This is a genomic window from Bifidobacterium sp. LH_512 (assembly GCF_056356435.1).
On the sequence record NZ_JBKEUE010000002.1, the window covers coordinates 60,569 to 86,527 of the forward strand.

Annotated in this window: 23 protein-coding genes; 6 read left to right on the plus strand and 17 right to left on the minus strand. The window is 57.7% G+C overall.

Annotated elements, in window-relative coordinates:
• Window positions 1-42: 42 nt before the first annotated feature.
• The 7 genes from AC1AWD_RS06115 to AC1AWD_RS06145 form a co-directional block, all read right to left on the minus strand.
• Window positions 43-492, minus strand: coding sequence for an Rv3654c family TadE-like protein (locus tag AC1AWD_RS06115; RefSeq protein WP_476564734.1), 450 nt, complete (start codon window positions 490-492; stop codon window positions 43-45).
• Window positions 492-851: a TadE family type IV pilus minor pilin gene (locus AC1AWD_RS06120; RefSeq protein WP_476564978.1), complete on the minus strand. Its 360-nt coding sequence runs from the start codon at window positions 849-851 to the stop codon at window positions 492-494. Before AC1AWD_RS06120 ends, AC1AWD_RS06115 begins: the two co-directional genes overlap by 1 nt.
• Window positions 852-857: 6 nt before the next feature.
• Window positions 858-1,103: a DUF4244 domain-containing protein gene (locus AC1AWD_RS06125; RefSeq protein WP_476564980.1), complete on the minus strand. Its 246-nt coding sequence runs from the start codon at window positions 1,101-1,103 to the stop codon at window positions 858-860.
• A 204-nt stretch (window positions 1,104-1,307) separates the two neighbouring features.
• The gene (locus tag AC1AWD_RS06130) at window positions 1,308-1,946 is read right to left on the minus strand and encodes a hypothetical protein (RefSeq protein ID WP_476564736.1); all 639 of its coding nucleotides are present in this window, start codon (window positions 1,944-1,946) and stop codon (window positions 1,308-1,310) included.
• A complete protein-coding gene (locus AC1AWD_RS06135; RefSeq protein WP_476564738.1) occupies window positions 1,939-2,700 on the minus strand; it encodes a type II secretion system F family protein in 762 nt (253 codons plus the stop codon). Before AC1AWD_RS06135 ends, AC1AWD_RS06130 begins: the two co-directional genes overlap by 8 nt.
• Entirely contained in the window at window positions 2,697-3,713 is a 1,017-nt protein-coding gene (locus AC1AWD_RS06140) for a CpaF family protein (RefSeq protein WP_476564740.1), read from the minus strand. The genes AC1AWD_RS06135 and AC1AWD_RS06140 overlap by 4 nt, the downstream gene beginning before the upstream one ends.
• A gap of 211 nt (window positions 3,714-3,924) precedes the next feature.
• Window positions 3,925-4,854 (minus strand): P-loop NTPase, encoded by a 930-nt coding sequence (locus AC1AWD_RS06145; RefSeq protein ID WP_476564742.1) that lies wholly within the window; start codon window positions 4,852-4,854, stop codon window positions 3,925-3,927.
• Between the two features lie 572 nt (window positions 4,855-5,426).
• Here AC1AWD_RS06145 and AC1AWD_RS06150 point away from each other — a divergent pair.
• The 4 genes from AC1AWD_RS06150 to upp all read left to right on the plus strand — a co-directional run bounded on the left by AC1AWD_RS06150 (window position 5,427) and on the right by upp (window position 10,531).
• Window positions 5,427-7,664 (plus strand): RNA degradosome polyphosphate kinase, encoded by a 2,238-nt coding sequence (locus AC1AWD_RS06150; protein WP_476564744.1) that lies wholly within the window; start codon window positions 5,427-5,429, stop codon window positions 7,662-7,664.
• A 125-nt stretch (window positions 7,665-7,789) separates the two neighbouring features.
• Window positions 7,790-8,947 (plus strand): NUDIX hydrolase, encoded by a 1,158-nt coding sequence (locus tag AC1AWD_RS06155; protein ID WP_476564746.1) that lies wholly within the window; start codon window positions 7,790-7,792, stop codon window positions 8,945-8,947.
• Window positions 8,948-8,951: 4 nt separating this feature from the next.
• Window positions 8,952-9,695: a hypothetical protein gene (locus AC1AWD_RS06160; RefSeq protein WP_476564982.1), complete on the plus strand. Its 744-nt coding sequence runs from the start codon at window positions 8,952-8,954 to the stop codon at window positions 9,693-9,695.
• Window positions 9,696-9,889: 194 nt separating this feature from the next.
• Window positions 9,890-10,531 carry a uracil phosphoribosyltransferase gene (gene upp, locus AC1AWD_RS06165; RefSeq protein ID WP_476564748.1) on the plus strand — a complete coding sequence of 214 codons (642 nt, stop codon included), beginning with the start codon at window positions 9,890-9,892 and terminating at the stop codon, window positions 10,529-10,531.
• Between the two features lie 169 nt (window positions 10,532-10,700).
• Here upp and AC1AWD_RS06170 read toward each other — a convergent pair whose 3' ends face one another.
• From AC1AWD_RS06170 to dnaB, 6 genes are all read right to left on the minus strand, one after another.
• On the minus strand, window positions 10,701-11,750 hold the full coding sequence (locus AC1AWD_RS06170; RefSeq protein WP_476564749.1) for a glycerophosphodiester phosphodiesterase family protein: 1,050 nt from the start codon (window positions 11,748-11,750) through the stop codon (window positions 10,701-10,703).
• Window positions 11,751-12,047: 297 nt separating this feature from the next.
• Window positions 12,048-13,886 carry an ABC1 kinase family protein gene (locus AC1AWD_RS06175; RefSeq protein WP_476564751.1) on the minus strand — a complete coding sequence of 613 codons (1,839 nt, stop codon included), beginning with the start codon at window positions 13,884-13,886 and terminating at the stop codon, window positions 12,048-12,050.
• A gap of 134 nt (window positions 13,887-14,020) precedes the next feature.
• Window positions 14,021-14,248, minus strand: coding sequence for a phasin family protein (locus tag AC1AWD_RS06180; protein ID WP_476564753.1), 228 nt, complete (start codon window positions 14,246-14,248; stop codon window positions 14,021-14,023).
• A gap of 109 nt (window positions 14,249-14,357) precedes the next feature.
• Window positions 14,358-15,107, minus strand: a complete 750-nt coding sequence (locus tag AC1AWD_RS06185; RefSeq protein WP_476564755.1) for a type 1 glutamine amidotransferase — start codon at window positions 15,105-15,107, stop codon at window positions 14,358-14,360.
• Between the two features lie 30 nt (window positions 15,108-15,137).
• Window positions 15,138-16,580: a DUF1727 domain-containing protein gene (locus AC1AWD_RS06190; RefSeq protein WP_476564983.1), complete on the minus strand. Its 1,443-nt coding sequence runs from the start codon at window positions 16,578-16,580 to the stop codon at window positions 15,138-15,140.
• A 155-nt stretch (window positions 16,581-16,735) separates the two neighbouring features.
• Window positions 16,736-18,160, minus strand: a complete 1,425-nt coding sequence (dnaB, locus tag AC1AWD_RS06195) for a replicative DNA helicase (RefSeq protein WP_476564757.1) — start codon at window positions 18,158-18,160, stop codon at window positions 16,736-16,738.
• Window positions 18,161-18,317: 157 nt separating this feature from the next.
• Here dnaB and AC1AWD_RS06200 point away from each other — a divergent pair, with 157 nt between their 5' ends.
• Both AC1AWD_RS06200 and AC1AWD_RS06205 read left to right on the plus strand, forming a co-directional pair.
• Window positions 18,318-18,782: a hypothetical protein gene (locus AC1AWD_RS06200; RefSeq protein ID WP_476564758.1), complete on the plus strand. Its 465-nt coding sequence runs from the start codon at window positions 18,318-18,320 to the stop codon at window positions 18,780-18,782.
• Window positions 18,783-19,004: 222 nt separating this feature from the next.
• Window positions 19,005-20,345 (plus strand): MATE family efflux transporter, encoded by a 1,341-nt coding sequence (locus AC1AWD_RS06205; protein WP_476564760.1) that lies wholly within the window; start codon window positions 19,005-19,007, stop codon window positions 20,343-20,345.
• A 63-nt stretch (window positions 20,346-20,408) separates the two neighbouring features.
• Here the strand turns inward: AC1AWD_RS06205 and AC1AWD_RS06210 are convergent, their stop codons facing one another.
• The 4 genes from AC1AWD_RS06210 to ftsY all read right to left on the minus strand — a co-directional run bounded on the left by AC1AWD_RS06210 (window position 20,409) and on the right by ftsY (window position 25,735).
• Window positions 20,409-22,283, minus strand: coding sequence for a [protein-PII] uridylyltransferase family protein (locus AC1AWD_RS06210; RefSeq protein ID WP_476564762.1), 1,875 nt, complete (start codon window positions 22,281-22,283; stop codon window positions 20,409-20,411).
• Between the two features lie 213 nt (window positions 22,284-22,496).
• Window positions 22,497-22,835 (minus strand): P-II family nitrogen regulator, encoded by a 339-nt coding sequence (locus tag AC1AWD_RS06215; protein WP_476564763.1) that lies wholly within the window; start codon window positions 22,833-22,835, stop codon window positions 22,497-22,499.
• A 1-nt stretch (window position 22,836) separates the two neighbouring features.
• On the minus strand, window positions 22,837-24,132 hold the full coding sequence (locus AC1AWD_RS06220) for an ammonium transporter (protein WP_476564765.1): 1,296 nt from the start codon (window positions 24,130-24,132) through the stop codon (window positions 22,837-22,839).
• A 295-nt stretch (window positions 24,133-24,427) separates the two neighbouring features.
• A complete protein-coding gene (ftsY, locus tag AC1AWD_RS06225; RefSeq protein ID WP_476564984.1) occupies window positions 24,428-25,735 on the minus strand; it encodes a signal recognition particle-docking protein FtsY in 1,308 nt (435 codons plus the stop codon).
• Between the last annotated feature and the right edge of the window lie 224 nt (window positions 25,736-25,959).

A 25,959-nucleotide genomic window follows, 5' to 3' on the forward strand; every position in this document is an offset into this window, starting at 1 on the left:
CATCACACGTCCGTGTCGTACAAACCGCCGATGATTGTCAACTTATTCACATGGCACTGGTCCGGCGCGGGCGCTTCTCCGTATATTCGGAGCCAGCATGATTCCCGTTTCCGCAGTGACGGCGACCTGCACGTCTTCGCCATCCACGGTGCAGGATTCCAGGCTTATGCCGCTTGTGCCACCGGATTGCACTGAGCGACGAGCAACGTTGCATGATTCATCCGCTCCGGAACCGTCCATTAATGCGGTTGCCGCCGATATGGCCGCAAGGTCCGCCATCGACGACACCGCGCGATATCGAATCAGCAGACCGCCGGCAGTCGCCACGGTAATAATCAGAATGGCCGTCATGGCAATAAGCATTACGCCGACCACAGTGCCCGAACCGGAATCCGAGCCGCGCATGGCACGGCACACGACGTGTTTCACGTCGCATCTACGGCGCGAATTGCAAATATCACATGTATTGCGCTCATTATTCGCTTGTGACATCAGCGCACTCCTGTCGCTTTCCCGGTAACCATTTCCGGCAGGATGCCCAACGGATCAGGAATGACCGGGCAATGCACAATGACGTTCACCTGATCGCTTTGCTCGGCAACGGACACACAGGCTCCGTTCCCCGCAATCCGCTGAGCCAAAGCACCCGCATCGACGTCACCATTCACCACCAATTCTCGGGCGATTGTTGCCGCCGCATCCTGACAGCTCATTGATACGATGACGGCTCGGGCAAGATATAGCAAAAGTATGGCCATTACCATTACGGCGGGGAGCACCACCGCAAATTCCGCAGTGGCAGCTCCCTCATCCGTCATATTGGCCATGGCTCGTATCCGACGCATGACCATCATGAATCACCCTACGCTCAAGGCCTTTTCAACGATGTCCGTCAAAAGGGTTTTGATCGCATTGGATTTCAAAATACCAACGAGCAACGCGGCGAAACCGGTCGCCGCAACGAGCACGACTGCATATTCGGCTGTGGCTGCGCCTTCTTCCGGTTCCGACGTAAGCGTGCGCAACTTTGCGTCAAGCAGGATCGATTGACGTTTAGCTCGTTCGCACAGACTGCCCACGCCGATTTTGGCAGTACGCAGCATTCCGCTATGCCTGTCGACGATGACAGGTTCTCCGAAATTCATGGCATTCCTTTCATTGGTGGTTCCCGGCCGGGCGACCGGGTCGTTCCACTATGACAGGTTTTGCATTTTTAAGGTGGTGTTTTCGGTATATGTGGTCGAAGAGAAACGGTTATTCACACCCTCGGAGTGTCATCCACAACACTATGGATAACTTTCCCGGCGTTATCCCATAAACGATGCGATGGACGGAATCACACCAATACAGACGAATGCGGGCAGAAAACACAATCCCATCGGCATCAGCAATTTCACCGACAGCGCCGCGGCATTACGTTCGATTGTCGCACGCGAACGCTTATCCAACTGTTCAATCGTCGTGCGCAAACGCAACACTGGAGAGGTTCCATGATTCCACGAAGTTTCCAAAGCCGAACGGATCATCAGCAACGCTTCCATCGCGCTTTCCTCTTCCGGATAGGATGCCTCATCACTCTGCGCCATACACGATTGGTCACCGCAGCCAGCCGACGAATCATATGCAGTCATCGCGCACGCCCAGGCCTCATGCCATCCGCTACCGTGATGCAGCGACTCGCCAACAGCTGCCATGCCGCGTCCCAATACCGCACCGACGATATTGCCGACGGAAATCAGCGCATGAGGAATCGACGCCCCCTGCGAAATCGACACTGCAAGCATTTCCAAAATCAACGTCAATGATGCGATACCAGAGCCCAATTCATCACGGCCGGCAAACAGCCAACCGGAAAAACGCTTCTCCCCATCGCATCGCAACGACAACACGACAATAACGCCGATTGCCGCGCATAATGATCCGAATATGCTCCAAAAATCAGCCATCGCCGCCCCTTTCGTCGCGTATGGGATCCCCCTCATACACAGCATGCGACGTACGCCGTCTTGCATGCTTTTCACCGCGAGAGCTGTCGCCTGGCAGCATTTCCGAATCCATATTTCGTATCAATACGCGGACCCACAGCAGTCCCAGCCCATACCAAGCTCCGCCAATAATCAGACACAGCCATCCGCGTACGCCGGACAGCAGGAAGGCCACTGGCCGCGCGCCCAGAATCTCACCTAACACTAAGGTGATCAACGGCAGCACCGTCAGCATATTCACCGTCGCCTTGGGCATGGCGAACGCCGTTTTGCGCAGGTCTTCCAATAATTCCGCGCGCCTGAGCGACGCTGAAACCGCTTCCAAACAGCGCGCCGCCTCGCAGCCCAAGGACGCACTCAATTGACAGGCCGCTTCAAGCTCCATGGCCACATGCCTGATTTTGGCTTCGCTATCCGAGCGTTCGGCCTGGCTTGCCAATACTTCATACAATCGTTCCGCGGTCAATCTCGCAACGGCGAATCGCATGCCATGCTGCCGACCGAATGCGTCCAGCAATGTGCCACCGCTACGAACATATGCAATGGCCGACGCAATGGCCATGGCCAAGCCGATGCGCGATGCGGATGAACGTCGTTTTGCCACTGCGAGCGCTTCCAACCGACTCAACGCCGTATCGCCGGATTCCCAAACGGCCCATAATCCATAGCCGCAACAAACAGAGGCGAACAGTGCGATTATCGTACAATCATTCATGCGCGCCCCTTGCTTTTGCCGCCGACCTGCGACCATCGTTGCGCGAAAGCGCTCCAATGAGGCCCCGCAACCGCACAACGCCCATCCCAGGCGAGCAACGTATCGCCGCGCAATCCTTCCGGGCTCGCAACCAGCCGCCCAATCTGCGTTATGCGTCGAACACCTCGCAAACGTTCCACGTGAAACACTACGTCGAATGATCCTTCCGCCAGCATGGATAACGCCTGCGGGGCAAGCCCCGCCAGCAATCCAAGGGAAATCAATCGCGACGGCACACGTGGAACATCATCAGCATGCAATGTAGTCATACCGCCATGATGGCCGGAATTGAATGCACGCAACAAGTCAGCGATCTCTTCGCCTCGGCATTCACCCAGCACGACTCGATCAGGCCTCATGCGCAACGTCGCCTTCACGAGTTCGGGCAAGCCGATTGCGCCCGCACCTTCCACGTTGGCTTCACGCGTCACCAATGACACATGATTGGGATTGCTTAAACCACCAAGTTCGCGCACTTCCTCCACTGTGATAATGCGCTCCGCATCATTGCACTGCCCAAGCAACGCTTTCAGCAATGTGGTTTTACCGGCGCCCGTTCCACCTGTGATCAGGATCGTCGCGCGATTATGAATCAAACCGCGGAACAACGGCAGCCATACGGCGGGGAACAATCCGCCCATAGCCAACGTATCAAGCCTGGGCGCGACGCGGTCGGGGAAACGTATGGTAATCGCCGCCCCCTGCGGCACCAATGGTTCAATCACGGCATGCACACGCACACCTTGCGCATTGGATGCATCGCAAATCGGACAAGCATCATCCAGACGCCGTCCCAATTGCGAACACAATCGCACGGCGTATTCGCGCACAACGCGAGGACTGGAGAAAGGAGTATCCAACGGGTATTCACTCATGCCATCGCCTTGATCGACCCACACGCGGCCGTCACAGGTAACAGCCACATCGGTAACAGAAGGATCCTCACTCAATGCAGTGAGAGGGCCCAGCTCCATTGCTCTCCTTTCGCGATATTCGATATCTGCCGGCAGGAACACGCCGACCGGCACGCGCATGACAGTCGGCTATGACGGCCATCGCGCATATGTGCCAACCGGCACAAGGAAATCAGTGACGCACGTTATTTGCGCGGCTACCTCATCGCCGGCAAATCATTAACATCGCATACGCTGAAGCCAGCGCATTTTCACGTGTCTCTTTAATCGTCTATTCATGGTCCAATCCCAACGCTTGCTCAATCTGATCAGCCAATGCGAACACCGCCTTTCGATTGCGCCTGCCGATGTTCTGGATACCCAAACCATCAAGCAAATTGGCACATAATTTCGCGTCTTCACGAAAAACAGGAGACACATTGGTTCCGATATAACTCGATGCTTCATCCACGCTGACTCCACCGCTGCTTTTTGCGCCACCCCTCGGCTTCATCGCCGCATATTTTACGTTCGGGCATTGTGCATCCTTCAACATGGCCGCATGCGTTTTCGCCCGTGCCAAACCGAGTACGGACAGCTCTATCACGCTGATTTGCAACGCTTCGCTCAATGCTTGAACATGTTCTATTTCACGCCCCCTGCCAGCATCAACCACGACAACGTCGCCTATCAGGGACAATGCGCGCACCGCAGCCTGCAACTCCCAGCGATCCGGAATACGCCCGTTCCACGGATCGCACGATAACACTGCAATCTCTTCCCAATGCGGCAGCTCCTCATATAGGGCGCTGCCTTCGATGTGCCCCAGCGGCGCATCGATATCACTGAATCTCAGGCCAGGATTACCTTCAAGACCAAGCAGCACGTCCAAACCACCGGCAGCGAAATCGGCGTCGACCAGTGCCACTTTATAGTCGTGGCGCCGCAAAGCAAACGCCAGCATTGCGGATAATGTACTCAATCCGATGCCTCCGCTGGGCGCACTCAGCACCACAACGTTATGGCAGGTTGTTGCGGTTCCCATGTCAACGCTCACGCTTGTGGAAACCGGACCAAACCGACCGCCGCTACGCCGCATGGCCGACTGCGTCGCCGGGCGACGATGCTCGCCAACGGATTGGTTGCGCCGCCCATAATCCACCACCGCTTTCGGATAACTGCGCGGCGGTGAAGATTCCGCTGAATATGATTGCGTGTTCATAAACAGATTGAAACGTGAATCCGGCGTGCTGCGCAATCTCAATCAAGGTCTGTGGACGAAGAGACGAAGTTATTCACATCGCCGGAGTGTCGTCCACAAGCCTGTGGATAACCGAAAGGCATCAGAACAAACGAAAAGGCCCGCCGAAGCGGGCCTTTTCAACAAGAACACCAAGAGCAGAATCTCTGCACAACATCATCGTCGTAACGGTAAGTCTTTCCAATGCCCGTTCAACGTAACAGTCCTCATGACCATACACTCTTTGTGGGCTCTGCTCTGTTAAGTTGTCCTTGTACTTGTAAATATATTCGCAGCTCCCCCGATATGCAAGCCAAATCGACATTTTTCTATAAGCATTTTTAGACATTCCCATCATTGTTCATTTACAGCGCCATATCGTCAACAAAACGAACATCCTCGAAAAATCAGCGTCACTTTTCTGTTTGCATCTGCTCAATCGCACAGCCTGCACACATCCTTCTGCGGCGTGTCGTAGCGAAACATGAACAGCACTTGAATTTTTGAAACGACTACTGTGCTTTCCCCGCCCTTTGCACGTAAAGTATTGGAGTATGGCACAGATTTTTGACGCATCCTCAAAGGCTATTCTGCGCAGCCAGATAGCCGAGCATATCGCCGAAACCGACAAGTCGGATAAACGCGAGCAGATCGCCGGCGAAGAACCGCTGCCCAACGACCGCTTCTTCGACCGCGAACTGAGCTGGCTCAAGTTCAACAAGCGCGTTTTCGAGCTTGCGCAGGACGAAGATCTTCCGATCATCGAACGCGCCAGCTTCGAAGCGATTTTCGCGAACAACCTCGACGAGTTCTTCATGGTCCGCGTGGCAGGCCTGAAACGTCGCATCGACACCGGCATCGCCGTCACCGCAGCCTCCGGCCTGAGCCCGCGCCAGCAGCTGCGCGCAATCAGCGAACAGGCCCATCGTCTGCAGGACGAACACGCCCACTATCTGATCGAGCACATCCTCCCCGACCTGGCGAAGGAAAACATCGTGCTGCTCGGCTGGGACCGGCTGACCACCGCGGAGCAGGAGCGTCTGTCACGCTACTACCGCCAGCAGGTCTTCCCCGTCCTGACGCCGCTCGCCGTGGATCCCGCTCACCCGTTCCCATACATTTCCGGCGGTTCCATCAACCTCGCCGTGCTGGTGGAAAACCCGAACTCGGGCAAATCGCACTTCGCCCGTGTGAAGATCCCCGACAACCTCAACCGACTGGTGCCGGTCAGCGATTTGACCGAGGACGATGCCGAGAACGTACGATATGGCTTCATCACCATGGAGAACCTGATCATCGCGCATCTGGAATCCCTGTTCCCGGGCATGATCATCAAGGAAGCCCGGTCCTTCCGCGTCACTCGCAACGAGGACATCGACGTCGAAGAGGATGATGCAGAGAATCTGCTCAACGCCATGGAACGAGAGCTGTTGCGCCGTCGCTTCGGACCGCCGATTCGTTTGGAGATCTCCGACGAAACCAGCCCGTTCCTCTCCCAGCTGCTCGCTGACCAGCTGCGCGTCACCCCGGACGAGGTGTACCGTCTGCCAGCCCCGCTGGATGCCACCGTATTGTTCGAACTCGGCGCCATTGACCGCCCGGACCTGAAATACCGTCCGTTCGTGCCAACGACGAATCGTCAGATCGCCGAAGTCGAATCGAGCCGTGCGCAGGACATTTTCGCCGCCATTCGCGAGCGCGATATTCTGCTGCATCACCCGTATGATTCCTTCTCGACCTCCGTGCAGGCTTTCCTGGCTCAGGCTGCAGCCGATCCGAAGGTGTTGGCAATCAAGCAGACGCTGTATCGTACCAGCTCGAATTCCCCGATCATCGACGCGCTGATCGACGCCGCACATGCCGGTAAGCAGGTGCTGGCTCTGGTCGAGATCAAGGCGCGTTTCGACGAGGATGCCAATATCGCTTGGGCTCGTAAGCTCGAACGCGCCGGCGTGCACGTGGTGTATGGCATCGTCGGTCTGAAGACGCACTGCAAGCTGTCGCTGGTGGTCCGTCAGGAAGCCGACGGCCTGCGCCGTTACTGCCATGTGGGCACAGGCAACTACAATCCGAAGACCGCACGCAGCTACACCGATCTTGGTCTGCTGACCTGTGATCCGGTGGTCGGCCAGGATCTGACCCGTCTGTTCAACCAGTTGAGCGGCTACGCTCCGAAGTCGAGCTTCCACCGTCTGTTGGTTGCCCCGCGTACTGTGCGCACCGGCATCATTCAGCGCATCCGCCGTGAAGAGGATGCCGCCCGTGCCGGCAAGGAAGCGTGGATTAAAATCAAGGTCAATTCCATTGTTGATGAGAAAACGATTGACGCGCTGTACCGTGCAAGCCAGGCCGGCGTGAAGATCGACATCGTCGAACGTGGCATCTGCGCGCTGAAGCCGGGCATTCCAGGATTGAGCGAGAACATTCGCGTGCGCAGCATTCTTGGCCGTTTCCTCGAGCACAGCCGTATCTACGCGTTCGCGAATTCCGCGGGCCCGCAGATCGGCGAGGGCCCGGCAAGCGGGCCGGAAGTGTGGATCGGTTCGGCCGATCTGATGCACCGCAACCTTGACCGTCGAGTCGAAGCATTGGTGCGCGTCACCGCTCCGGAGCAGGTGGATGAGCTGATTCGCTATGTCGACCTGCAGATGGCCGATTCCACTGCTTCATGGCATATGGAGCCGGACGGCACGTACATTCGTCATTCGAAGGATGAAGAGGGACGCCCGTTGGTTGACAGCCAGGAGTATCTGATCAAGAAGCACACTCGCCGTCCGCGAGGCAATAATTAATACGGCGCATAACGCCGTATTACGGTAATGGTGATGGCCGGTTTTCCCTTGAGGAAAGCCGGCCATCACCATTGTTAGCCACAAACTACGTTGCGAAGCGACCGGCGCTACGCTGCGGGCATACAATGAAAGGCATGGCAAACGAAGTGAGAAAAATCGTAGAAACTGCCGGCGGCATCCTCTATCGCAAGCGCGACGCTTCGCTTCCAGGCAACGCCATCACCGCCAACAATGACGCCGCCGACCCCGATCCCGCTTCCCTGCCGATCACGCCGACCGATCCCAGCGAAAAGCAGCGTCGCAAACTACTCGACTCCATCGAAGTATGTATCGTCCATCGTCCGAAATATGACGACTGGAGCTGGCCAAAAGGAAAACTCGATCTCAACGAAACGCATCGCCACGCAGCAGTGCGTGAAATCAGCGAAGAAACCGGCCTTCCCGTCGCGCTCGGCCCGTATTTGGGCGACGCCGAATATCTGCTGGCCGACGAAGACAAAGCACATCGCCGACGCGCTTCCGCAGATACCACCGCCCCGGTCAAACATGTGCGTTTCTGGATGGCGCATCAAATCAGCGCCACCGACACCGAACATCTGCTTGACGCATTCGGCCCCGTACAGCGCGCCGACATCGGCGAAATCGACGATATCATTTGGGTTTCCATAGCGCAGGCGCGTAAAAAACTTACGCATTCCACCGATAAAGACATACTCGCCCTATTCGTCGACCGCATCGAAGAAGGCGCCGCCGACGTGCAAACCGTACTGCTGGTGCGCCACGCGAAAGCCGAGGCGCGCAAAACATGGAAAGGCTCCGACGCGGCACGCCCCATCACACCGCGCGGCGCTGCGGCGGCATACGCGCTGAATCGCGAATTGGCCTGTTTCAATCCGACGCGACTATCCACTTCGCCGTGGATGCGCTGCCAGCAGACGTTGCAGGTACTGTCATGGCAGACGAATCGTCCGATGATCCACATTGACGAGCTCACCGAAGACGCGTTCGCTGACGATCCCGACGCCGCATGGAACGCGTTCTACGGCGAGATCACACGCTCTCTTGCGGCCCGCCGTACTACGGCAATCTGTATGCATCGGCCTGTCATCGGCGGCATGTTCGAACATTTGCGTAACATGTGCGCATCTCACGCACTGGCAAAGCATCTGATTGCGAAATCGCCGTACATGCCGACGGGAACGGCCGTGGCCATGTTTATTATTAATACGCCAAAAGGCCCTCGCATTATTGACATTCAAAGGATTGGTTCACTTGTCTACTAGCGCCATGCATTACGGCACCGGATCCATCGTCGCCTCGCGTTCCGCCGGATTCACGCATACCGGCACGCCCCGCCCGTCGCGCCCGGGGCAGCTTGATGCAGGCTTGATGGACGGCCTTATGGGCGGCGCCGATCCGCAGGAAATCAATGAAATCAGCCATGCGACGGCTGCGGCGTTACTGTCGCGAGTGCATCATAGCGACGACCTCGAGCTGGTGGAGCGAGTCCTGACGCTGGTCGAACGTGAAGGCGTGGATGTGATTGCGGAATTGTGGAGTCACGCCGAACCTGATTCGCTGCCGGGCATTCTGTGGCGCCTGTATATGCTGCGCTCTTGGATGCGTCAGCGCCGTGATTCGATCGCCCGCCTGTGGCGCATCGGCGAGCCTGTTGCGACGTCGGCTTCCGCGATTGCAGGCATCGATCACATGCCGGCGGAAGATGACATCGCCGCTACCGCCGATTCGATTCTTGCAGGCGCTTTTACTGGCGATTTTGCGGTTGCGCTGGATCGCGCCGCCGCTTTTACCGATGTCGTCGCGCTGGGATTGCGTATTGAAACGCGCCGTATGACACAGCACGCGGAAGCGTTGGAAAGCAACGCCGATACGGATGATAATGCCGCTTTACAGGCCGCTTCGATTCGCGGCAAGGCCGCACGATTGCTGCACACTGCAGGCAATCTGATTGGCACGGCGAAGGATTTCCGCCACGGCGCCCACTTGTGGCGACGCGGCAAGTTGGATTAATTTTTACGGCGTGTACAGCACAGGAAATTTCGTACAATAATTACTCGCGTCGGGCCATGCATAGCCCCGGGCTCCATTTTTTGCCGCTGCGAGCGGCCTTTGCGCCGACAGGCGCTTTCATGGTTCGGCGCTTCCCTTTCAACCTTGCTCTGCACTATCGTGTTCTTCCATATTTTGAGATACGCTTGATAGCTATGGAAGTACATGTTTTGAACCACCCGCTGGTGGAACACAAGCTCACCGTTCTTCGCGACAAGAACACTCCCTCCTCCACGTTCCGTGAACTGGTCTCCGAACTGGTCATGCTGGAAGCCTATGAGGCGACCCGCGAACTCGAAGTCGTTGACAAGCCGATTGAAACCCCGGTCGCCCCGATGGTCGGCAAGTCCATCGCCAAGCCGCGTCCGCTGATCGTGCCGGTACTGCGCGCAGGCCTGGGCATGCTTGATGGCATGACCAAGATGATCCCCTCCGCCGAAGTCGGTTTCCTTGGCATGAAGCGCGACGAAGAGCATCCGACTCAGCAGATCACATACGCGAACCGCCTGCCCGACGACCTGACCGGCCGCCAGTGCTTCCTGATCGATCCGATGCTGGCCACCGGCGGCACACTGGTCGCAGCCACCCATTATCTGGCCGAACGCGGCGCCAAGGACGTCACCGCAGTCTGCATTCTCGCCGCTCCGGAAGGCATCGAATTCGTCGAGAAGAACATCGACCCGTCCATCGAATTCAAGGTCGTGGTGTGCGCCGTCGACGAAAAGCTCAACGACAAGTGCTACATCGTGCCAGGCTTGGGCGATGCAGGCGACCGTCTGTACGGCGTAATCGACTGATTTTTTCAGCACAAAAAATCGTCTCTGCAAGCGAAAACGGTGTTGCAACAGGAAAATCACCTATTGCAACACCGTTTTCGCAATATCGGCGCATACTACGTCGACGCACGCAATCAGCACGTCATCATGCTGTCATCCGGAACAATCATCACCTCAAATCAGCGCAATATCAACGCATATCAGGTACGAACGCCTCAAAAATATGATGGTCAAACCAAGTGCTGCAACGCGCCAACTCATCGCGACTGCGCACCGTCCATGACACCGGCACAGCACCCATGAAACGAGTCAAGCGGACCTGCGGACTGTTGCCGCCATGCCAATCATAAGCGACGAAATCCGGACGCGACATCCAATTGAACACCAGTACATCAGCCAAACGTTCCGGAATGCGCGCTTCCTCGCTCGTCCAACCTCCGGCGAGCTGGCCACGGCACACCTCCGGTCGATGGTCCTTATACCAACGCATCGCCATCGGACAGAACGACTCGACCACATACGAGCCGTCATACGCCTGCAACAGCGCATCGCCCTTTTCCATCAGCTCTTCGCAACGCTCATCCCACACCGCATTATCGTCGAACTTGTATTCAACAATCAACGGAACACGGCCCGCCACAACCTTCAGCACGTCGGCGAACAACGGAACATGCTGATAGTAGCCGGTCGGCGCCTTATCCGGCGTCACCACCAACGCCGGCTTCTCCAACGCGCCCGGCAGCGGCTCGGCGGCGGCGACACCCGGCACACAACCAGGAAACAGCGGAATGCGCGTCAACTCGTCATACGTCAGATCAGCGACGTGACGCTGATCCCCAGCGACGCGCATCAGATCGCTGTCATGCACGACGACGACTTCGCCGTCCATCGTCATCTGCAGGTCCAATTCAATGCCATATCCAGCCTCGCACGCGGCGGCGAACGCAGCCAACGAGTTCTCCGGCGCAATCGGGCCGGCGATATTCGGATTGCCATAGCCCGCCTTCATCGCCATACGACGCGCATAAGCCACGTATTCGCCGCTTTCAGCCGCGTATTCATGCGTCAGGCCGGAACCGGCATCGTGCAGGCCGCGATGCGCATACCACACGTCGGGAATGGCGGGAACGAAATTGCGGCGCTTATCACTGAACGTACGCGGAGCGATGGCCCAAGCCGCAGCGCCAGCGGCAAGAACTGCGCCGGCAACGAATTTCTTCAGGAACGAATTGGATGACATGGCATTCCTCCTTGGGGTCCCTTACGAGATTAGACCATGCACATGGCAACCGGCCGGATTTGTAGCGCGGGTGGCGTTTCCGGAGCTGACAGCGGTCACACATGCTGAACTTCACGTATGCCATCAGCACATGTGACCGAAAACACGCCTTAAAAACGGTCACATGTGCAGAAGGGAAGCGTCCACATCAGCAGATGTGACCGGAACCAGACCGATTTTCGGTCACATTTGCTGGGATGCGGCGACGGGGCCGGCACGGCCGGCAGGAAGGGTGGTCCGCAAGCGGGAACGGGCAGACTACCGCTTCTTCTTGCGGCCTTTGAAGTAGATGTCGAACACAATCCAGACCGATAGGATGAACGCGACAAGATACCCCAGGAATCCGACGATCGGAATGCCGAACACCACCGGCTTCATGCCTGCGTAATACACAATCGACGAGCCGACAAACAGACCGACCACAATCAACGCCATCGTCAGACGGTTGACCATGTCGCTCAGCAGCCTCATCGGCTCTTCTCCCCCGACCAGCTCCATGTTGACACGCAGTTGCCCACGCGTAAGCATGCGCGTGGCGACTTTCAGCTCATTTGCGGTGGCCAGCAGACTGTGCACGGCCTCGCGGCTTTCCAACGTCAACGTTTTTGCTTCATCCTTCGCGATCTGCGATGGCGTCTTCGACGTGGCGACGTGGTTGGAAATAATCTGAATCATATTCACATTGGGAATGAATTCATCCAGCAATCCTTCCAAGGTAACCAGTGCGCGACCAACAGTCGTCACCGTGCTTGGCACTTCAATGCCGTGACGCTGCGCCATTTGCGTCAACGCCGTCAAAAATGCGGCGATATCAAGCTCCGCAATATCGACTGTGCCAAATTCCTTGACGATAACATCCAGATCGGCAAGCAACGACGGGTAATCTTCCGGATTGGCCTCCGCACCGGCGAATCGCAGCAGGCCATCCGCCAGCCCCGGCGAATCCTGTTTGGCGACGGCAAACAGCATTTCGCGCAGCACAGTGCGGGTTTTCGCGTTCAATCGGCCGGTCATGCCAAGATCGAGCAATACAATGCGACCGTCGACGATCATAATGTTGCCCGGATGCGGATCGGCGTGGAAAAAGCCCTCGTCCAACACCTGCGTCGCATAATTGTCGACCAGTTTCGTGCCGATTTCCTGCAAATCGTAGCCCGCCGCAACCAGCTTGCCCGGATTGGACACGGAAATGCCGTCCACATAATCCATAACGACCACATGCTGCGTGCACAGATCCATGTACGGCGTCGGGCAATCCATATAACGGAAACGCTTGCAGTATCGTTTGAATTCGCTCAAATTGCGCGCTTCGATAAGAAAATCCGTTTCCGATTCGAAGGTTTCCCACAGTTCTTCGACGACGCCTTGCAAATCGACGACCTGCATGCTGCTCATCACTTGGGAGGCGGCTTTTGCAATCGATCTCATAATGGACACATCTTGCGCCATGGTTTCGCGCACGCCCGGACGCTGCACTTTAACGGCGACATCCTCGCCTGTTTTCAACGTTGCGCGATGCACTTGCGCCAGCGACGCCGAGCCGAGTGGAGTGGCGTCGATATGGTCGAAAATTTCGTCGAGCGGTCGGCTATATTCGTGTTCCAACGTTTCCAGCACGATGTCGTATGGCATGGGGTCGGCATCAGCGCGCAGTTTTGATAGCTCGTCGCAGAATGGTTGGGGCAGAATTTCGGAGCGCATGGACAGAATTTGACCGACTTTGACGAAGGTCGGGCCGAGCGCTTCCAGCATCAGTCGCATTTTGACAGGCGTCAGGCCGTGGACGATATCAAATTTATTGACGATGCGCGTAATTTGTGCGAGACGCTTTATTTTGCCGATTCGCGTCAGATGATAGCGCTGCGAAAACGAGTGTCGATGCGTGCCGAAAAGGCCGATAATTTCCTCATCGTCGCCGATATTCAGGCGTGCAGAATCATCGTCTGCTGTGTGCGACGCAGACGATTGCGATGCCGGGGTTGGCGTGGACGCTTCGAGCGCCATTTCAGGCGCGTCCTTTTCGGGCGTATCTTTTTCAGGCGTATCCGCTGCTGGCGGTTTGGTTGAAGCGCGATCCGGCTGGTCGGAATTAGTCATATGACGTCGAAATCATTTCTTGTGATTGCTGCGCCGCCATGTATGAGCGCAGCATACGATAACGTGTGGGCCGGCGCATATTCGGCCGGCCCCACACACGAATAACAGTCAACACATGATTGTGCGATTGATGGTTATTCCTCCGTCTGTTCGGCTGCGGCCTTCGCCTCGGATTCCTCCTTGACTTCCTGCGCCTTACGCTTGAGCTCGGTATTCAACGCCTTACCCTGTTCAACGGTCAGCTCGCCCTTCTTGACGAGATCGTCGACGATCTCCTGCCCCTTTTCAACGGTGGTCGCGAGCGCGCCCACTCCGGCGAGGAACACCTTGCGCAAGCCCTCTCCAAAATCGAAATCAGCCATGATACGCCTCCTTAGCGTCGGTGGACGTTTCCAGATTACCCCACCACGCCAGGCTTTACGCGTATTTGCTCTGACGGTATTGCCTGAAGGAAAAACGTTGCGCGCGCTTTTAGCGCGGACGGGCTGCGGCTACACGACGGGCGTGGGCTGCGATGTCGTCGATGCGGGCGAGTTCGGTGCGCTGCTCGTCGGTTTGCTGCGGCGTGAAAGTGCCATAGCGGCGTTCAATGGCAGTGCGGATGAGGAAGTCGGATATGGCGGGGTTTTTCGGCAAGAGGGACCCGTGCATGTAGGTGCCGATGACATTGCCGACGCGGGCGCCTTCGGTATGGTCGCTACCGTTGTTGCCGGTGCCGTCGTTTTCGACGTGGCCGAGCGGCTGGACGCCTTCGCGTAGGAATGTTTGGCCGGAATGGTTTTCATAGCCGATGATGTCGCCGAAATCGGCGGAATGCTCGACGAGATTGCCGATCATGCGCCTGTCGCGTCCGACGGTGTAGGCGCCGATGACGCCGATGCCGTCGAGACGATCGCCGTCAACGGTTTCGAAGTATTCGCCGAACAATTGGTAGAGTCCGCAGATCATCAGCATGGGTACGCCGTCGGCGGCGAGTTCATGCAGCAGATCGGCGCGTTGGAAGAAGTCGCTGATGATTTTCTTCTGACCGGTGTCCTGCCCGCCGCCGCCCAGGATCATGTCGACGTGGTCGGGCCATGCGTCGCCTTGATTGTAGGCGTGGATTCGAGGTTCGTAGCCGTACAATGCCAAGCGTCGGGCGACGGTGAGCACGTTGCCGGAGTCGCCGTAGATGTTCATGTCCTTCGGGTAGAGGGACATGATGTCGATGATGTTGCCCATATTCGCGCTCCTTGCTGCTTGTCCGCTCATTCACTTGCCTACGCCGGCGTCGGCGACGTCGGTGATGCCGCCCAGAATCGAGCGGACTTTCAGCATGGCCGTATACGTGCAGTAGATGTGTTTCGGCGTACCGGGGTTCGCGTTGACGAACGTGGTGACGGCCTGTTCCAGATCCGTGTTCGTTTCGCCGATCGCGACCTGATCGTATCCCAAACGCAATGCCATATCCCAAGCGCGTACGCCGGATACCATGTCGACACCGGTTCCGCGCAGGCTGGAGAAGTCCACATCCCACAGCCAGCTCATATCGCGACCGTCCGCATATTCGTCGTTAATGCAGATCATCGTGTCGTGGCCTTGCGGCGGGAATGATGCCAATGACAGACGGAATCCCATCGGATTTTTGACCAGCAGCAGTTCCACCGGGGAGCCGTGCACGTCGATGACTTCGCCGCGGCCGAAGGCGGGCGTCGCCTGTGCGACGGCGTCAATCAAAGCGGCTGCACCAGCGTCGGCAAAACGTTGCAGACGCCGCCTCGTATCAGCCGCGACGCCGGCAGCGCCGATTTCGCGATCATCGTCGGCCGCAATCATATTGCGTACGTCATCGCGTACAGCGTGCACAATCGCAAGCGCGGCAGCGGCATTGAACAGATTGTAGATGCCTTCCAATTGGACGGTCGTATTGTAGGCAGCGCCATCCATCTGGAACTGCGCGGCATGGTCGGCGACGCTGAGCAGCGTCACGTCGGCGACAGGCATCGCGTCAGGCTGCGCAGTATTGGCGGGATCGACAGCGGCAACGACGGCATCAATATCATCATCATCCGCATCTGCACTATCATCTACGGCATGGCCGGCAGCTGCATCCAAATCAACCGTCGTCTGCATCTCATCGTCTGACGGGAAGAACGATTTCAAAGACGCGTCAAGCCCGAAATATGCGACGCGCTGCGCCGACTGCGCAAGCGCGGCAAGGCTGGCAATACGCGGATCCTCACGATTCAGCATCACCGTGCCTGTCGTCGCTTCGGCCACGTGACCCAGCAGGCGGGCCGTATTGTCGATTTCTCCGAAACGGTCCAGCTGGTCGCGCATCACATTCAGCAGCAAGCAGTATCGCGGCTTCACCTGCCGCACGAAATGCACGGCGTACGCCTCATCCAATTCCAATACGGCGATATCCGCGTTCAAGTGTCCGCGCAAATCCACTTCCGTCAGCAGCGCGGACACCACGCCGCGTGTGAAATTCGAGCCGGTCGGATTCGTGAACACCTTCAAACCAAGCCGTTCCAACATGGTCGCCACCATGCGTGTCGTCGTGGTTTTGCCATTTGTGCCGGACACCAGAATCACGCCCAACGGCAGGCGGCCTAATGTGCGGGCGAGGAATCCGGGATCGATGCTTTCCACGATTTTGCCAGGGAACGCGCTGCCGCCATGACGCGTGACACGGGCAGCGATGCGCACCATTTTGCCGATCGCGGGCGTGGCGAAAGCGTTCCATGGCGTGACTGCGACTGCAGGCTGAACGACGCCTGCTCGCGCCGTGTTTCCGACGCCCGACGTATTCGGCTGCTGCGACGACGCGCCCATCGGCGTATTCGTGGACGAATTGCGCTGCATCATCACACTCCCTGCTGATAATCCTGCTGCATATCCTTGAATTTCGACGTGCCGCCAAGGAATGCCAAATGGAAGGTCTCGGTCGGACCGTTACGATGCTTCGCCATAATGATGTCAGCCTCGCCCGGACGGTCTTCCTTATCGTAAAAATCAGGCCTGTGCACCAGGAACACCACGTCGGCGTCCTGTTCGATGGAACCGGATTCACGCAAGTCGGAAAGCTGCGGCTTCTTGTCGTTACGCATTTCCGGGCCACGATTCAGCTGCGACAATGCCACAACCGGCACTTCCAATTCCTTGGCCAGCAGCTTCAGCGCACGCGAAAACTCGGAAACCTCCTGCTGGCGGCTTTCAATTTGCTTGCCGGACGACATCAGCTGCAGGTAGTCGATAACGACCAGCTTCAAATCATTGGTCTGCTTCAGGCGACGGCATTTCGCGCGGATTTCCATCAGGCTCATATTCGGACTGTCGTCGATGAACAACGGAGCTTCACGCATTTTCGTCCAGAACGTGTTGAGGATATTCCACCGTTCCGGCGTAATATCGTCAGCACGGCGCAATGCGACCAACGGAATGTTTGTTTCGGCGGAAATAATACGCTGAGCCAATTCCACCTTGCTCATTTCCAAGCTGAAAATAATCGTGGTCAAACCGTGATGCAGAGCCGCCGCACGCGCGAAATCGACACCCAACGTGGATTTGCCCATTGCTGGGCGGCCTGCGACGACGATCATCTGGCCGGGCTGCAGACCTTGCGTAACGTCGTCGATATCACGGAAACCGGTCGGCACGCCACGTTCCATTTCGCCGCTTTGCAGCTTGTCGAGCTGTTCGAGCGTATCCTGCACGACAGGGCCGATCGCGGCGTAATCCTGCCGTACTTTGCCCACCGACATTTCATAGACTTCGGACTGCGCCAGGTTGACGACGTCTTCAGCCTGTGAGCCTTCCGCTGTGTAGCCAAGCTGGGCGATTTTCGTGCCGGTTGCGATCACATTGCGCAGGATTGCACGCTGATGCACGATTTCGGCGTAATAGGTGGCGTTTGCGGCGGTCGGCACGGACGCGACGAGGCTGTGCAGATAGTCGCTGCCGCCCGCTTTTTCCAGGTCGCCGGCTTTGAGCAATTCGTTGGCGAGGATGACGGCGTCAACCGGCAGGGATGCGGAAAACAGTCGGATGATGGCTTCGTAGACGATTTGATGCTTCGGCTGGTAGAAGTCGGTGGCGTCAATCATTTGGCTGACTTCGCCGATGGCGTCCTTGCTCATGATCATGCCGCCGAGCACTGCCATTTCGGCGTCGTCATCATGCGGCGGAACACGGTCGAACAGCGCATCCTTCACCGGCGTGCCGGTATTGCCGGAAACATACGACGTACCGCCGGTAAAGCCTGATTCATCCCAAGTATTGTCCTCTGCCATAGCAACGAGTATATCGAGGATGACGATTCAAGCGAAGATGATGTTGCGCACGGGAGCCGACGCCTTATTCAAAAAAGGATTCTTATTTATGGGATGTAGCTAGAGCGTACGCACAAAAGTTATACACAAAGTTATACACACACCGAAAATGCTTTACTTGACGCTCATTCAATCGTCGCCAAATGTTATTTACTCGATGCACATTGTGGATAACTCTATCCCCAAATCCCCGACTTATGCACAGTGTGGGGATATCTATGTGGAAAACTCTCTCAGTAATCCACAATCTGGGGATAGCGATGTGGATAGCATGGGGATAATCCCCCAAGTAATCCACCGTCAACCCTTTCTGCCACGCCTCACAAAACCAGTGCCGTTCATGTTTGCCGACCGCCGCGAGTTTCCTTTGCTATTTCGCAAGACAGGGAGTAAATCTGCTCACGAAGTTCCTCAAGAGCAGATTCGTGTGGCTGAATCTTCTTATCGGAAAACAAAGCCACTTGATATCCCCTCAGTTGCGGAAGCGGCCATCTCTGCCACCCCCAATTCCGCAATACCTTTTAGCACATTGCCGACGCTTTCGCTCGGATTCAATTTATCAGCGCAACATCAGCAAGTCTGACCGTTTTCAGACTCCAAAACGGTCACATTTGCTGATGTGAATGCATACCTTCAACAAACTTGACCGTTTCAGGCTTACTTTTCGGTCACATCTGCTGACGAATTTCGTTCTCATCAGCAAGTCTGACCGTTTCAGGCCGACATTTCGGTCACATCTGCTGATGGGATGCGTTCTGGTCAGCAGATGTGACCGTACAAATCCAGTCGCATATAGTGGTGAAGCATGGGACGGCGTTCAGCAGCGACAGCAACAGATACCTCGAAGATATTCACACTGGCATTGCCGACATTCGGGCAGCTTATCGCCGAACCGACATTCATACTGATCGATACGGCCATCGTCGGACATGTCGGAGATGACGCGCTGGCCGGCCTCTCCATCGGCTCGACCATCATCCTGACCACCGTCGGCCTATGCGTATTCCTCGCCTACAACACCACCTCACAAGTGGCGAAGCTGCTCGGCGCAGGACGCCGATGCGAAGGCCTTGAAGCGGGAATCGACGGACTGTGGCTGGCCGCAATCATTGGCAGCGTCATATCAGTCGCAATGTTCCTCTGCTCGACCCCGCTGTGTATGGCCATGGGCGCACGTGGCGACGTACTCGACGCCGCAACGCAATACGTGCGCGCCGTCATCTTCGGACTTCCCGGCATGCTGCTGGTCTATGCGGCGAACGGCATTTTCCGTGGGCTACAAAAAGCGCGCATCACCCTAATCGCAGCCGTTACAGGAGCAATCGCTAACATCATCCTCGATCTGCTCTTCGTCGTCGGCTTCAAGTGGGGCATCGCCGGCTCCGGCATCGCAACGCTCATCGCTCAGTGGCTGATGGCGGCAATGCTGATCACGCCCGCAATGCTGTGGTGCCGTGCAGACGGCGCCGACTGGCGACCGCGGTTCAAAGGCATCCTCGACAGCGCGGGCGGCGGCTCGATCCTGTTCATCCGAACGTTGGCGTTGCGCGCCTGCATGGTCGGCACCGTCATTCTGGCCACGCATATGGGCACGCATGTGCTGGCAGCATATCAGGCGGTGAATTCAAGCTGGAATTTCGTGATCAATATATTGGACGCGATCGGCATTGCAGGCCAAACGCTGGTTGCCGCCGAAATCGGAGCAGGCAAGCGCGATGAAGCCATGAGGATGACACGCACCGCCGGGCGGGCGGGTCTGATGGGCGGCATCATTATTGGCGTTGCGCTGATTGTCGTCGGATTTGCTGCGGCGCCGCTATTTTCACCGAACCCTGAAGTGCAGCAGCTAATCGGCATCGGCATGATGATTTTGGGTGTTTTTCTGCCGCTGGGCGGTTGGATGTGGGCTTTGGACGGCATTCTGATCGGCGCCGGCGATTACCGCTATCTTGCCGTCGGATGCGTGACGACGGCGGCATTGTATCTGCCGATTCTATCCGGCATCGGCTGGATTGATGAGACGATGACGATGCCGGATACGCTGCGCACGGCGGCGTTGTGGGCGGTGTTGAATCTGCTGTTCATCGGCGTACGCGCGATATTCAACGGATTACGTGTGCGTACGGATAAGTGGATTCGCATGTGACGTCCGCCTGTGGCGGAGGCGTAATTATGCGCTGCCTCCACACGACCGAATCACACGCCGTAATCACACATCCTGCACAACCGTCATATTGCGGCGGGCCGCGTCAGCCATCATGCCAACCAATCGTTCACGCCATGCGCTCCAGCCGTATCGTTTGGTAATGGTCTCCCCCGCGGTCGCGCCAAGCGACGAGCCATCAGCGCGCGTCAGGTCATACAGCATGTCCAGCAGAATCGGATCGTTCTCCAAACGCATCGCTACTTCCAAGCCAACTGCGGGATCGTCCGGATCGCAGCTTGTCGCATAATCCGACAATGTCAAATGCTCGCGCACCAACAGTGCCACCCACTGCACGACATCCGCATCAAATCCCATACGCGCCACCACAGCCTTCGCATGGCGCGCGCCTTCCGCCGCATGGTCGGCGACGGCCGGACGCTTACCGATGTCATGCAGCAGGCCGGCCAGCAGCAATGCCGTACAACGATGCGCATCGTAATGGCGGGCGCGCTCCCCCAATCGCGACGTCACTTCGACGCTATGCCGGTCGACCGTGTAACGATGCGCGGCGGAGGCGCTGGGGCGGTTGCGGATCGCAGCCCATTCCGGCATCCATTTTTCCGGGATTCCTACGGAATCCAATGCCTCCCACACGTGAATCAGCTCGGGGCCACAGGCCAGCAGGCGTATGAATTGTTCGCGCATGGTTTCATTCCAAACGTAGGCACTGGTCGCGTAATGCGACAGATTGCGCAGCGTGCCGGTATTGATAGGCAGTTTCAATTCCGTCGCGGCGACTGCGGCGCGCAAGGCCAGCGAACAGTCTTCCTGCGGATTCGCATTCGGCGCGAGCACGATTTCACCGTCATGGCGGGCGATTCCGGGTGCGACGACGTCGAATGATGGCGCTTCTCGGCGCAGCGGCCGACCCGAGGCCGCCGACGGCGCGGCAGCCGGCGAAATAATGCGCGTCGCCAACTGGAAGAAGGCGAAACGTGGGCGCACATGTATCAACGAACGACTGGCGCGCGAGGCGGTGTCGTCCAACGCGAAGGCGACGCATCGTCCGAGCTTGGCGATTCGTGTTTGCAGGTCGTCAATGGCGCGGGCTTCCCGTTCGTCTTGGGGCAGCGTCGGATCGGCAAGGCCGAGCATTGCGGCGACGCGCGGCTGATATACGGACAGCAGCAGATTCGTGTCTTTGCCAGCGACCACATGCAGGCAGTCGCGTACGTCGAGCATGGCTTCGACGGCGTCATCGTAAAGGCCATGCGGGCGATCAGCCAACCAGGATGCAGCGATGGCGGCCACCAGCGTCGCGTCACGCAAGCCTCCGCGCGCTTCCTTGATGTCGGGCTGATTCAGGTAGGGCAGTCGACCGAAGCGGTCCAGCCGCGTTTCAGCGGATTGCGTCAGTTCCGACAGGCGCCGCCTCGCGGCTTTGCGCCAACGTTCCAGAATGGAGGTGGAAGTGGATTCGATGAGATCGGCATCACCGGCAATCGGACACACGTCAAGCCAACCCACCGCCGCAGGCAGGTCGCCGTCGGTGACGGATTCGCATTGGGCACGCGTACGCACCGAATGGTCGAGACCGATGCCGCTGTCCCAAATCGGATACCACAAGCGGTTCGCCAATTCGTTCAAACACTGCTCGTTCAAGGTGCGGCCGTCGTGAATCAACACCAAATCCAGATCGGAGGAAGGGCCGAATTGGCCGCGCGCCAGCGACCCGACGGCGGCCAGGCCGACGCCCTGTTCAGGCACATCGAATGATACCTGTTCGCAGGCCTGCCTCCACAAATCACGCAACGTCTGCATGGCCAGTTCGACGCGCGCCGCGCGCTTTTCCGCGCCATTGCGGTAGATACCGTCGCTATCGGGCGCGCTGACTGCGAGGAGCCGTTGTTTCAACTCGCCTATGGTGCAATCCGTCATTGCCGTTCTTTCAGAATGTGATTGACGCGATTGCGACGATCGCCGCAATCGCAGTGATCGCTGCGTGCGATACGCGTGCCTCATATGACCCGCAGCGCACGATGCGCATGTTTCACGTGAAACGGGCGGTTCCCGCGTCTTCAATTGTTCAGACGCGGGAACCGCCATTGCTCCGCCTATGCATTCAAGACGGCCCTATATCGGATAGGCCTATCAGATGGCGGCGGAACCGGTTTCGCCTGTACGGACGCGGGTGACGGAATCCAGCGGGGTGACCCACACCTTGCCGTCACCGATGGTGCCGGAGGCGGCGGCCTTGACGATGACGCCGACCAACGTTTCGGCATCGGCGTCGTCGGACAGCACTTCCACGCGGATCTTCGGAATCAGGTCGACGGTATATTCGGCGCCGCGATAGACCTCAGTGTGGCCACGCTGACGGCCATAGCCGTTCGCCTCCGATACGGTCAGGCCGTGCACGCCCGCAGCGGCAAGGGCTTCCTTGACTGCGTCAAGCTTATGGGGCTGAATGATTGCGGTGATCAGCTTCATTTCACTTCATCTCCTTAAGCACAGAGCTGGCGGTACCAGCGAAATCGTATGCGCGTTCGCCCTGATCGGCCAAGTCGATGCCGCCAATCTCCTGGGCTTCGGTGACACGCCAGCCGATCGTCTTCTCAAGAACGAAGGCGATGACGCCGGTGACGACGGCGGACCAGATGATCGCGACCAGCGCGACGATGACCTGCACGGCCAGCTGACGCCAGTCGCCGCCAGCCAGCAGGCCTGTGCCGGCGCCGAAGAAGCCGATCAGGATGGTGCCAATCACACCGCCGACGCCGTGCACGCCGACCACGTCAAGCGAGTCGTCATAGCCGAACTTGAACTTCAAGCCGCAGGCCAGGCAGGTGACGACACCAGCAATGGCGCCGATGACGATGGCCCACAGCGGGGACACCACATCAGCGGAAGGAGTGATGGCGACCAAGCCGGCGACCATACCGGAGGCTGCGCCGATTGCGGTGTAGTGACCGGAGCGGATCTTTTCAGTGAAACCCCAGGACAGCATTGCGGCCGCAGCGGAAAGCGAGGTGGACACCCAGGCGTAGCCGGCAGTACCGTTGGCGGCGAATGCGGAACCGGCGTTGAAGCCGAACCAGCCGAACCACAGCAGGAAGGCGCCAAGCATGACGAACGGGACGTTGTGCGGACGGATCGGCTGGGTGCCGAAACCCTTACGCCTGCCGATAATCAGCACGATAACCAGCGCGGCGACCGCGGCGTTGATGTGCACGACGGTACCGCCCGCGAAATCGTGAACGGATGCGCCAAGAGCCTGAGAGATCGCGCCGTCAGGAGACAGCAGGCCGCCGTTCCACACCATGTGGGCGAGCGGGGCGTAGCACAGCGTAATCCACAGAGCCACGAAAATCATCCACGTGCTGTACTTCACGCGTTCGGCGATAGCGCCGCAAATCAGACCTACTGTGATCATGGCGAATGCGGCCTGGAATGCAACGTCAAGGCTGACCGGATAGTTATTGGCATTCAGTTCGGTTGCGGTGAAGGTGCCACCGTCGGAAACCATCGTGTCCTTCAGCAGGAATCCGGTAATCGGATCGCCGAAAATACCTCCGATGGATTCCCCGCCATAAGCAATGGACCAACCCCACAGCGCCCAAACAATCATCGTGACCGCAAGTGCGCCGGCTTCAAGCATCAACATATTCAATACGGCCTTGGCGCGAACCATACCGCCATAGAAGAACGCCACACCAGGCGTCATCAAGAACACCAAAGCAGCGGATGTCAGGATCCATGCGGCGTTTCCGGAATCAAGCGCTCCCATGTCCACCTTCCTCTCATTGTCGTACATCAATACCCGACCGTGTTGCAGCGGAAATATTCACGCGGCAACTGTGCGGGATGGCTGCTATACAACGCCTCAATAATTTTCTTCACGTTACAAGCGGTTACGTCAATGTAAAACCGGATGAACATGTAATCCGCAGGCAACATAACGGACATGAATCCTGCGAAAATCATCTGCACTACTGCAACGGTAAAGGCCTGCACACAATCGCATGGATCCTATGCAGGCCCGAACATTAATACAACGATTCACCAATCAGGCGAAACGTGCATCAGGCGAGGATACCGTCAACAAAACCTTCCGGATCGAACGGCGCCAAATCATCCGGGCCCTCACCCAAGCCAACCAGCTTGACAGGAACGCCCAGCTCCTTCTGCACCGAAATCACAATGCCGCCCTTGGCGGAACCGTCCAGCTTCGTCAGTACAACACCGGTGATGCCAATCGCCTCAGCGAAGACCTTCGCCTGCGTCATACCGTTCTGGCCGGTTGTGGCGTCCAACACCAACAGCACTTCGCCGACCGGCAGATTCTTCTCGGCCACACGACGGATCTTGCCCAGCTCATCCATCAGATTGGACTTGTTCTGCAAACGGCCGGCCGTATCGATAATCAGCACGTCAACATCGTCATCCTTGGCCTTGGCGGTCGCCTCGAATGCGACGGACGCCGGATCTGCGCCATCCTTGTCAGAGCGTACAACGTCGACACCGACCTTGGCACCCCACGTCTGCAGCTGATCGGCAGCCGCGGCACGGAAAGTGTCGGCGGCACCCAGCAGCACGCTCTTATGATCGGCGACGAACAGGCGGGCCAACTTGCCGGCCGTCGTGGTCTTGCCAGTGCCGTTGACGCCAACCATAATAATGACACTCGGCTTGGCAGCGCCTTCCTTGGAGGCGTTCAAACGGCGGTCCATATCAGTACCGACAAGGTCAAGCAGCTTCGCACGCAGAGCTTCGCGGACTTCGTTGGCGTCGGCCTTGCCAGTGATACGGGCGTCCTTACGCAGCCCGTCGACCAGCTGTTCAGCGGCTTCCGCACCGACATCGGCGAGCAGCAGCGTATCTTCAACATCCTCCCAGTCAGCCTCGGACAGATTGTCTTTGGTCAAAATACTGAACAGAGCCTTGCCGAACGGGTTAGAAGAATTCGCCAGCTTGGCCTTCAGACGCTGGATGCGGGAAAGGGCGGGTTCCGGAGCTTCGACCGTCGGAGCGGCTGGAGCTGCAGGTATTGCCGGGGCGGGAACCGGCTCGGGTTCCGGCTCGGTCTCAGGTTCAGAAACTGAAGCCGGTTCAGGAGCGGGCTCGGACTCGGATTCGACTGCGAGCTCCGGTTCAGATTCAGGTGCTGGTTCAGACTCGTTTTCCAGTACTGTCACAATCTCATCGGCCGGGGCCTGCCCCGACACAGATTCAGACTCGACCCCGGATTCCTGAGCAGGTTCTTCTGCCGCCTCCACAGCAGGAACCTGCTCAGGCCCAGTTTCGGACTCTTCTTCAGATTCCTCTTCAGACTTTGAGGCAGCAGACGCGTTAACACTTTCAATCGACGTCTCGGCAACAGCAGACGTCATTGGCGTCGACTTAGCCTGTGTCAACTCAGCCCGCGCTGAGTTCGCAGCCAGCGCCGACTCAGCAATCGCAGCATCATTCTTCTTATTTTTTGAAGCACGGACAGCCAACGCGATCGCCACAATCGCCACAATCACGACAACGGCCACAATGCCAATAATCAAATTCGGATCCATAATTTTAAAGACTATGGTTTTCAAAGGACAGACGGTGCGATCAATCCTGC

Excerpts from the sequence above, each read along its gene's own strand:
- AC1AWD_RS06115 (WP_476564734.1), bottom strand. The coding sequence starts at position 492 with ATGTCACAAGCGAATAATGAGCGCAATACATGTGATATTTGCAATTCG.
- AC1AWD_RS06120 (WP_476564978.1), bottom strand. The coding sequence starts at position 851 with ATGGTCATGCGTCGGATACGAGCCATGGCCAATATGACGGATGAGGGA.
- AC1AWD_RS06125 (WP_476564980.1), bottom strand. The coding sequence starts at position 1,103 with ATGCTGCGTACTGCCAAAATCGGCGTGGGCAGTCTGTGCGAACGAGCT.
- AC1AWD_RS06130 (WP_476564736.1), bottom strand. The coding sequence starts at position 1,946 with ATGGCTGATTTTTGGAGCATATTCGGATCATTATGCGCGGCAATCGGC.
- AC1AWD_RS06135 (WP_476564738.1), bottom strand. The coding sequence starts at position 2,700 with ATGAATGATTGTACGATAATCGCACTGTTCGCCTCTGTTTGTTGCGGC.
- AC1AWD_RS06140 (WP_476564740.1), bottom strand. The coding sequence starts at position 3,713 with ATGGAGCTGGGCCCTCTCACTGCATTGAGTGAGGATCCTTCTGTTACC.
- AC1AWD_RS06145 (WP_476564742.1), bottom strand. The coding sequence starts at position 4,854 with ATGAACACGCAATCATATTCAGCGGAATCTTCACCGCCGCGCAGTTAT.
- AC1AWD_RS06150 (WP_476564744.1), top strand. The coding sequence starts at position 5,427 with ATGGCACAGATTTTTGACGCATCCTCAAAGGCTATTCTGCGCAGCCAG.
- AC1AWD_RS06155 (WP_476564746.1), top strand. The coding sequence starts at position 7,790 with ATGAAAGGCATGGCAAACGAAGTGAGAAAAATCGTAGAAACTGCCGGC.
- AC1AWD_RS06160 (WP_476564982.1), top strand. The coding sequence starts at position 8,952 with ATGCATTACGGCACCGGATCCATCGTCGCCTCGCGTTCCGCCGGATTC.
- upp (WP_476564748.1), top strand. The coding sequence starts at position 9,890 with ATGGAAGTACATGTTTTGAACCACCCGCTGGTGGAACACAAGCTCACC.
- AC1AWD_RS06170 (WP_476564749.1), bottom strand. The coding sequence starts at position 11,750 with ATGTCATCCAATTCGTTCCTGAAGAAATTCGTTGCCGGCGCAGTTCTT.
- AC1AWD_RS06175 (WP_476564751.1), bottom strand. The coding sequence starts at position 13,886 with ATGACTAATTCCGACCAGCCGGATCGCGCTTCAACCAAACCGCCAGCA.
- AC1AWD_RS06180 (WP_476564753.1), bottom strand. The coding sequence starts at position 14,248 with ATGGCTGATTTCGATTTTGGAGAGGGCTTGCGCAAGGTGTTCCTCGCC.
- AC1AWD_RS06185 (WP_476564755.1), bottom strand. The coding sequence starts at position 15,107 with ATGGGCAACATCATCGACATCATGTCCCTCTACCCGAAGGACATGAAC.
- AC1AWD_RS06190 (WP_476564983.1), bottom strand. The coding sequence starts at position 16,580 with ATGGTGCGCATCGCTGCCCGTGTCACGCGTCATGGCGGCAGCGCGTTC.
- dnaB (WP_476564757.1), bottom strand. The coding sequence starts at position 18,160 with ATGGCAGAGGACAATACTTGGGATGAATCAGGCTTTACCGGCGGTACG.
- AC1AWD_RS06205 (WP_476564760.1), top strand. The coding sequence starts at position 19,005 with ATGGGACGGCGTTCAGCAGCGACAGCAACAGATACCTCGAAGATATTC.
- AC1AWD_RS06210 (WP_476564762.1), bottom strand. The coding sequence starts at position 22,283 with ATGACGGATTGCACCATAGGCGAGTTGAAACAACGGCTCCTCGCAGTC.
- AC1AWD_RS06215 (WP_476564763.1), bottom strand. The coding sequence starts at position 22,835 with ATGAAGCTGATCACCGCAATCATTCAGCCCCATAAGCTTGACGCAGTC.
- AC1AWD_RS06220 (WP_476564765.1), bottom strand. The coding sequence starts at position 24,132 with ATGGGAGCGCTTGATTCCGGAAACGCCGCATGGATCCTGACATCCGCT.
- ftsY (WP_476564984.1), bottom strand. The coding sequence starts at position 25,735 with ATGACGTCTGCTGTTGCCGAGACGTCGATTGAAAGTGTTAACGCGTCT.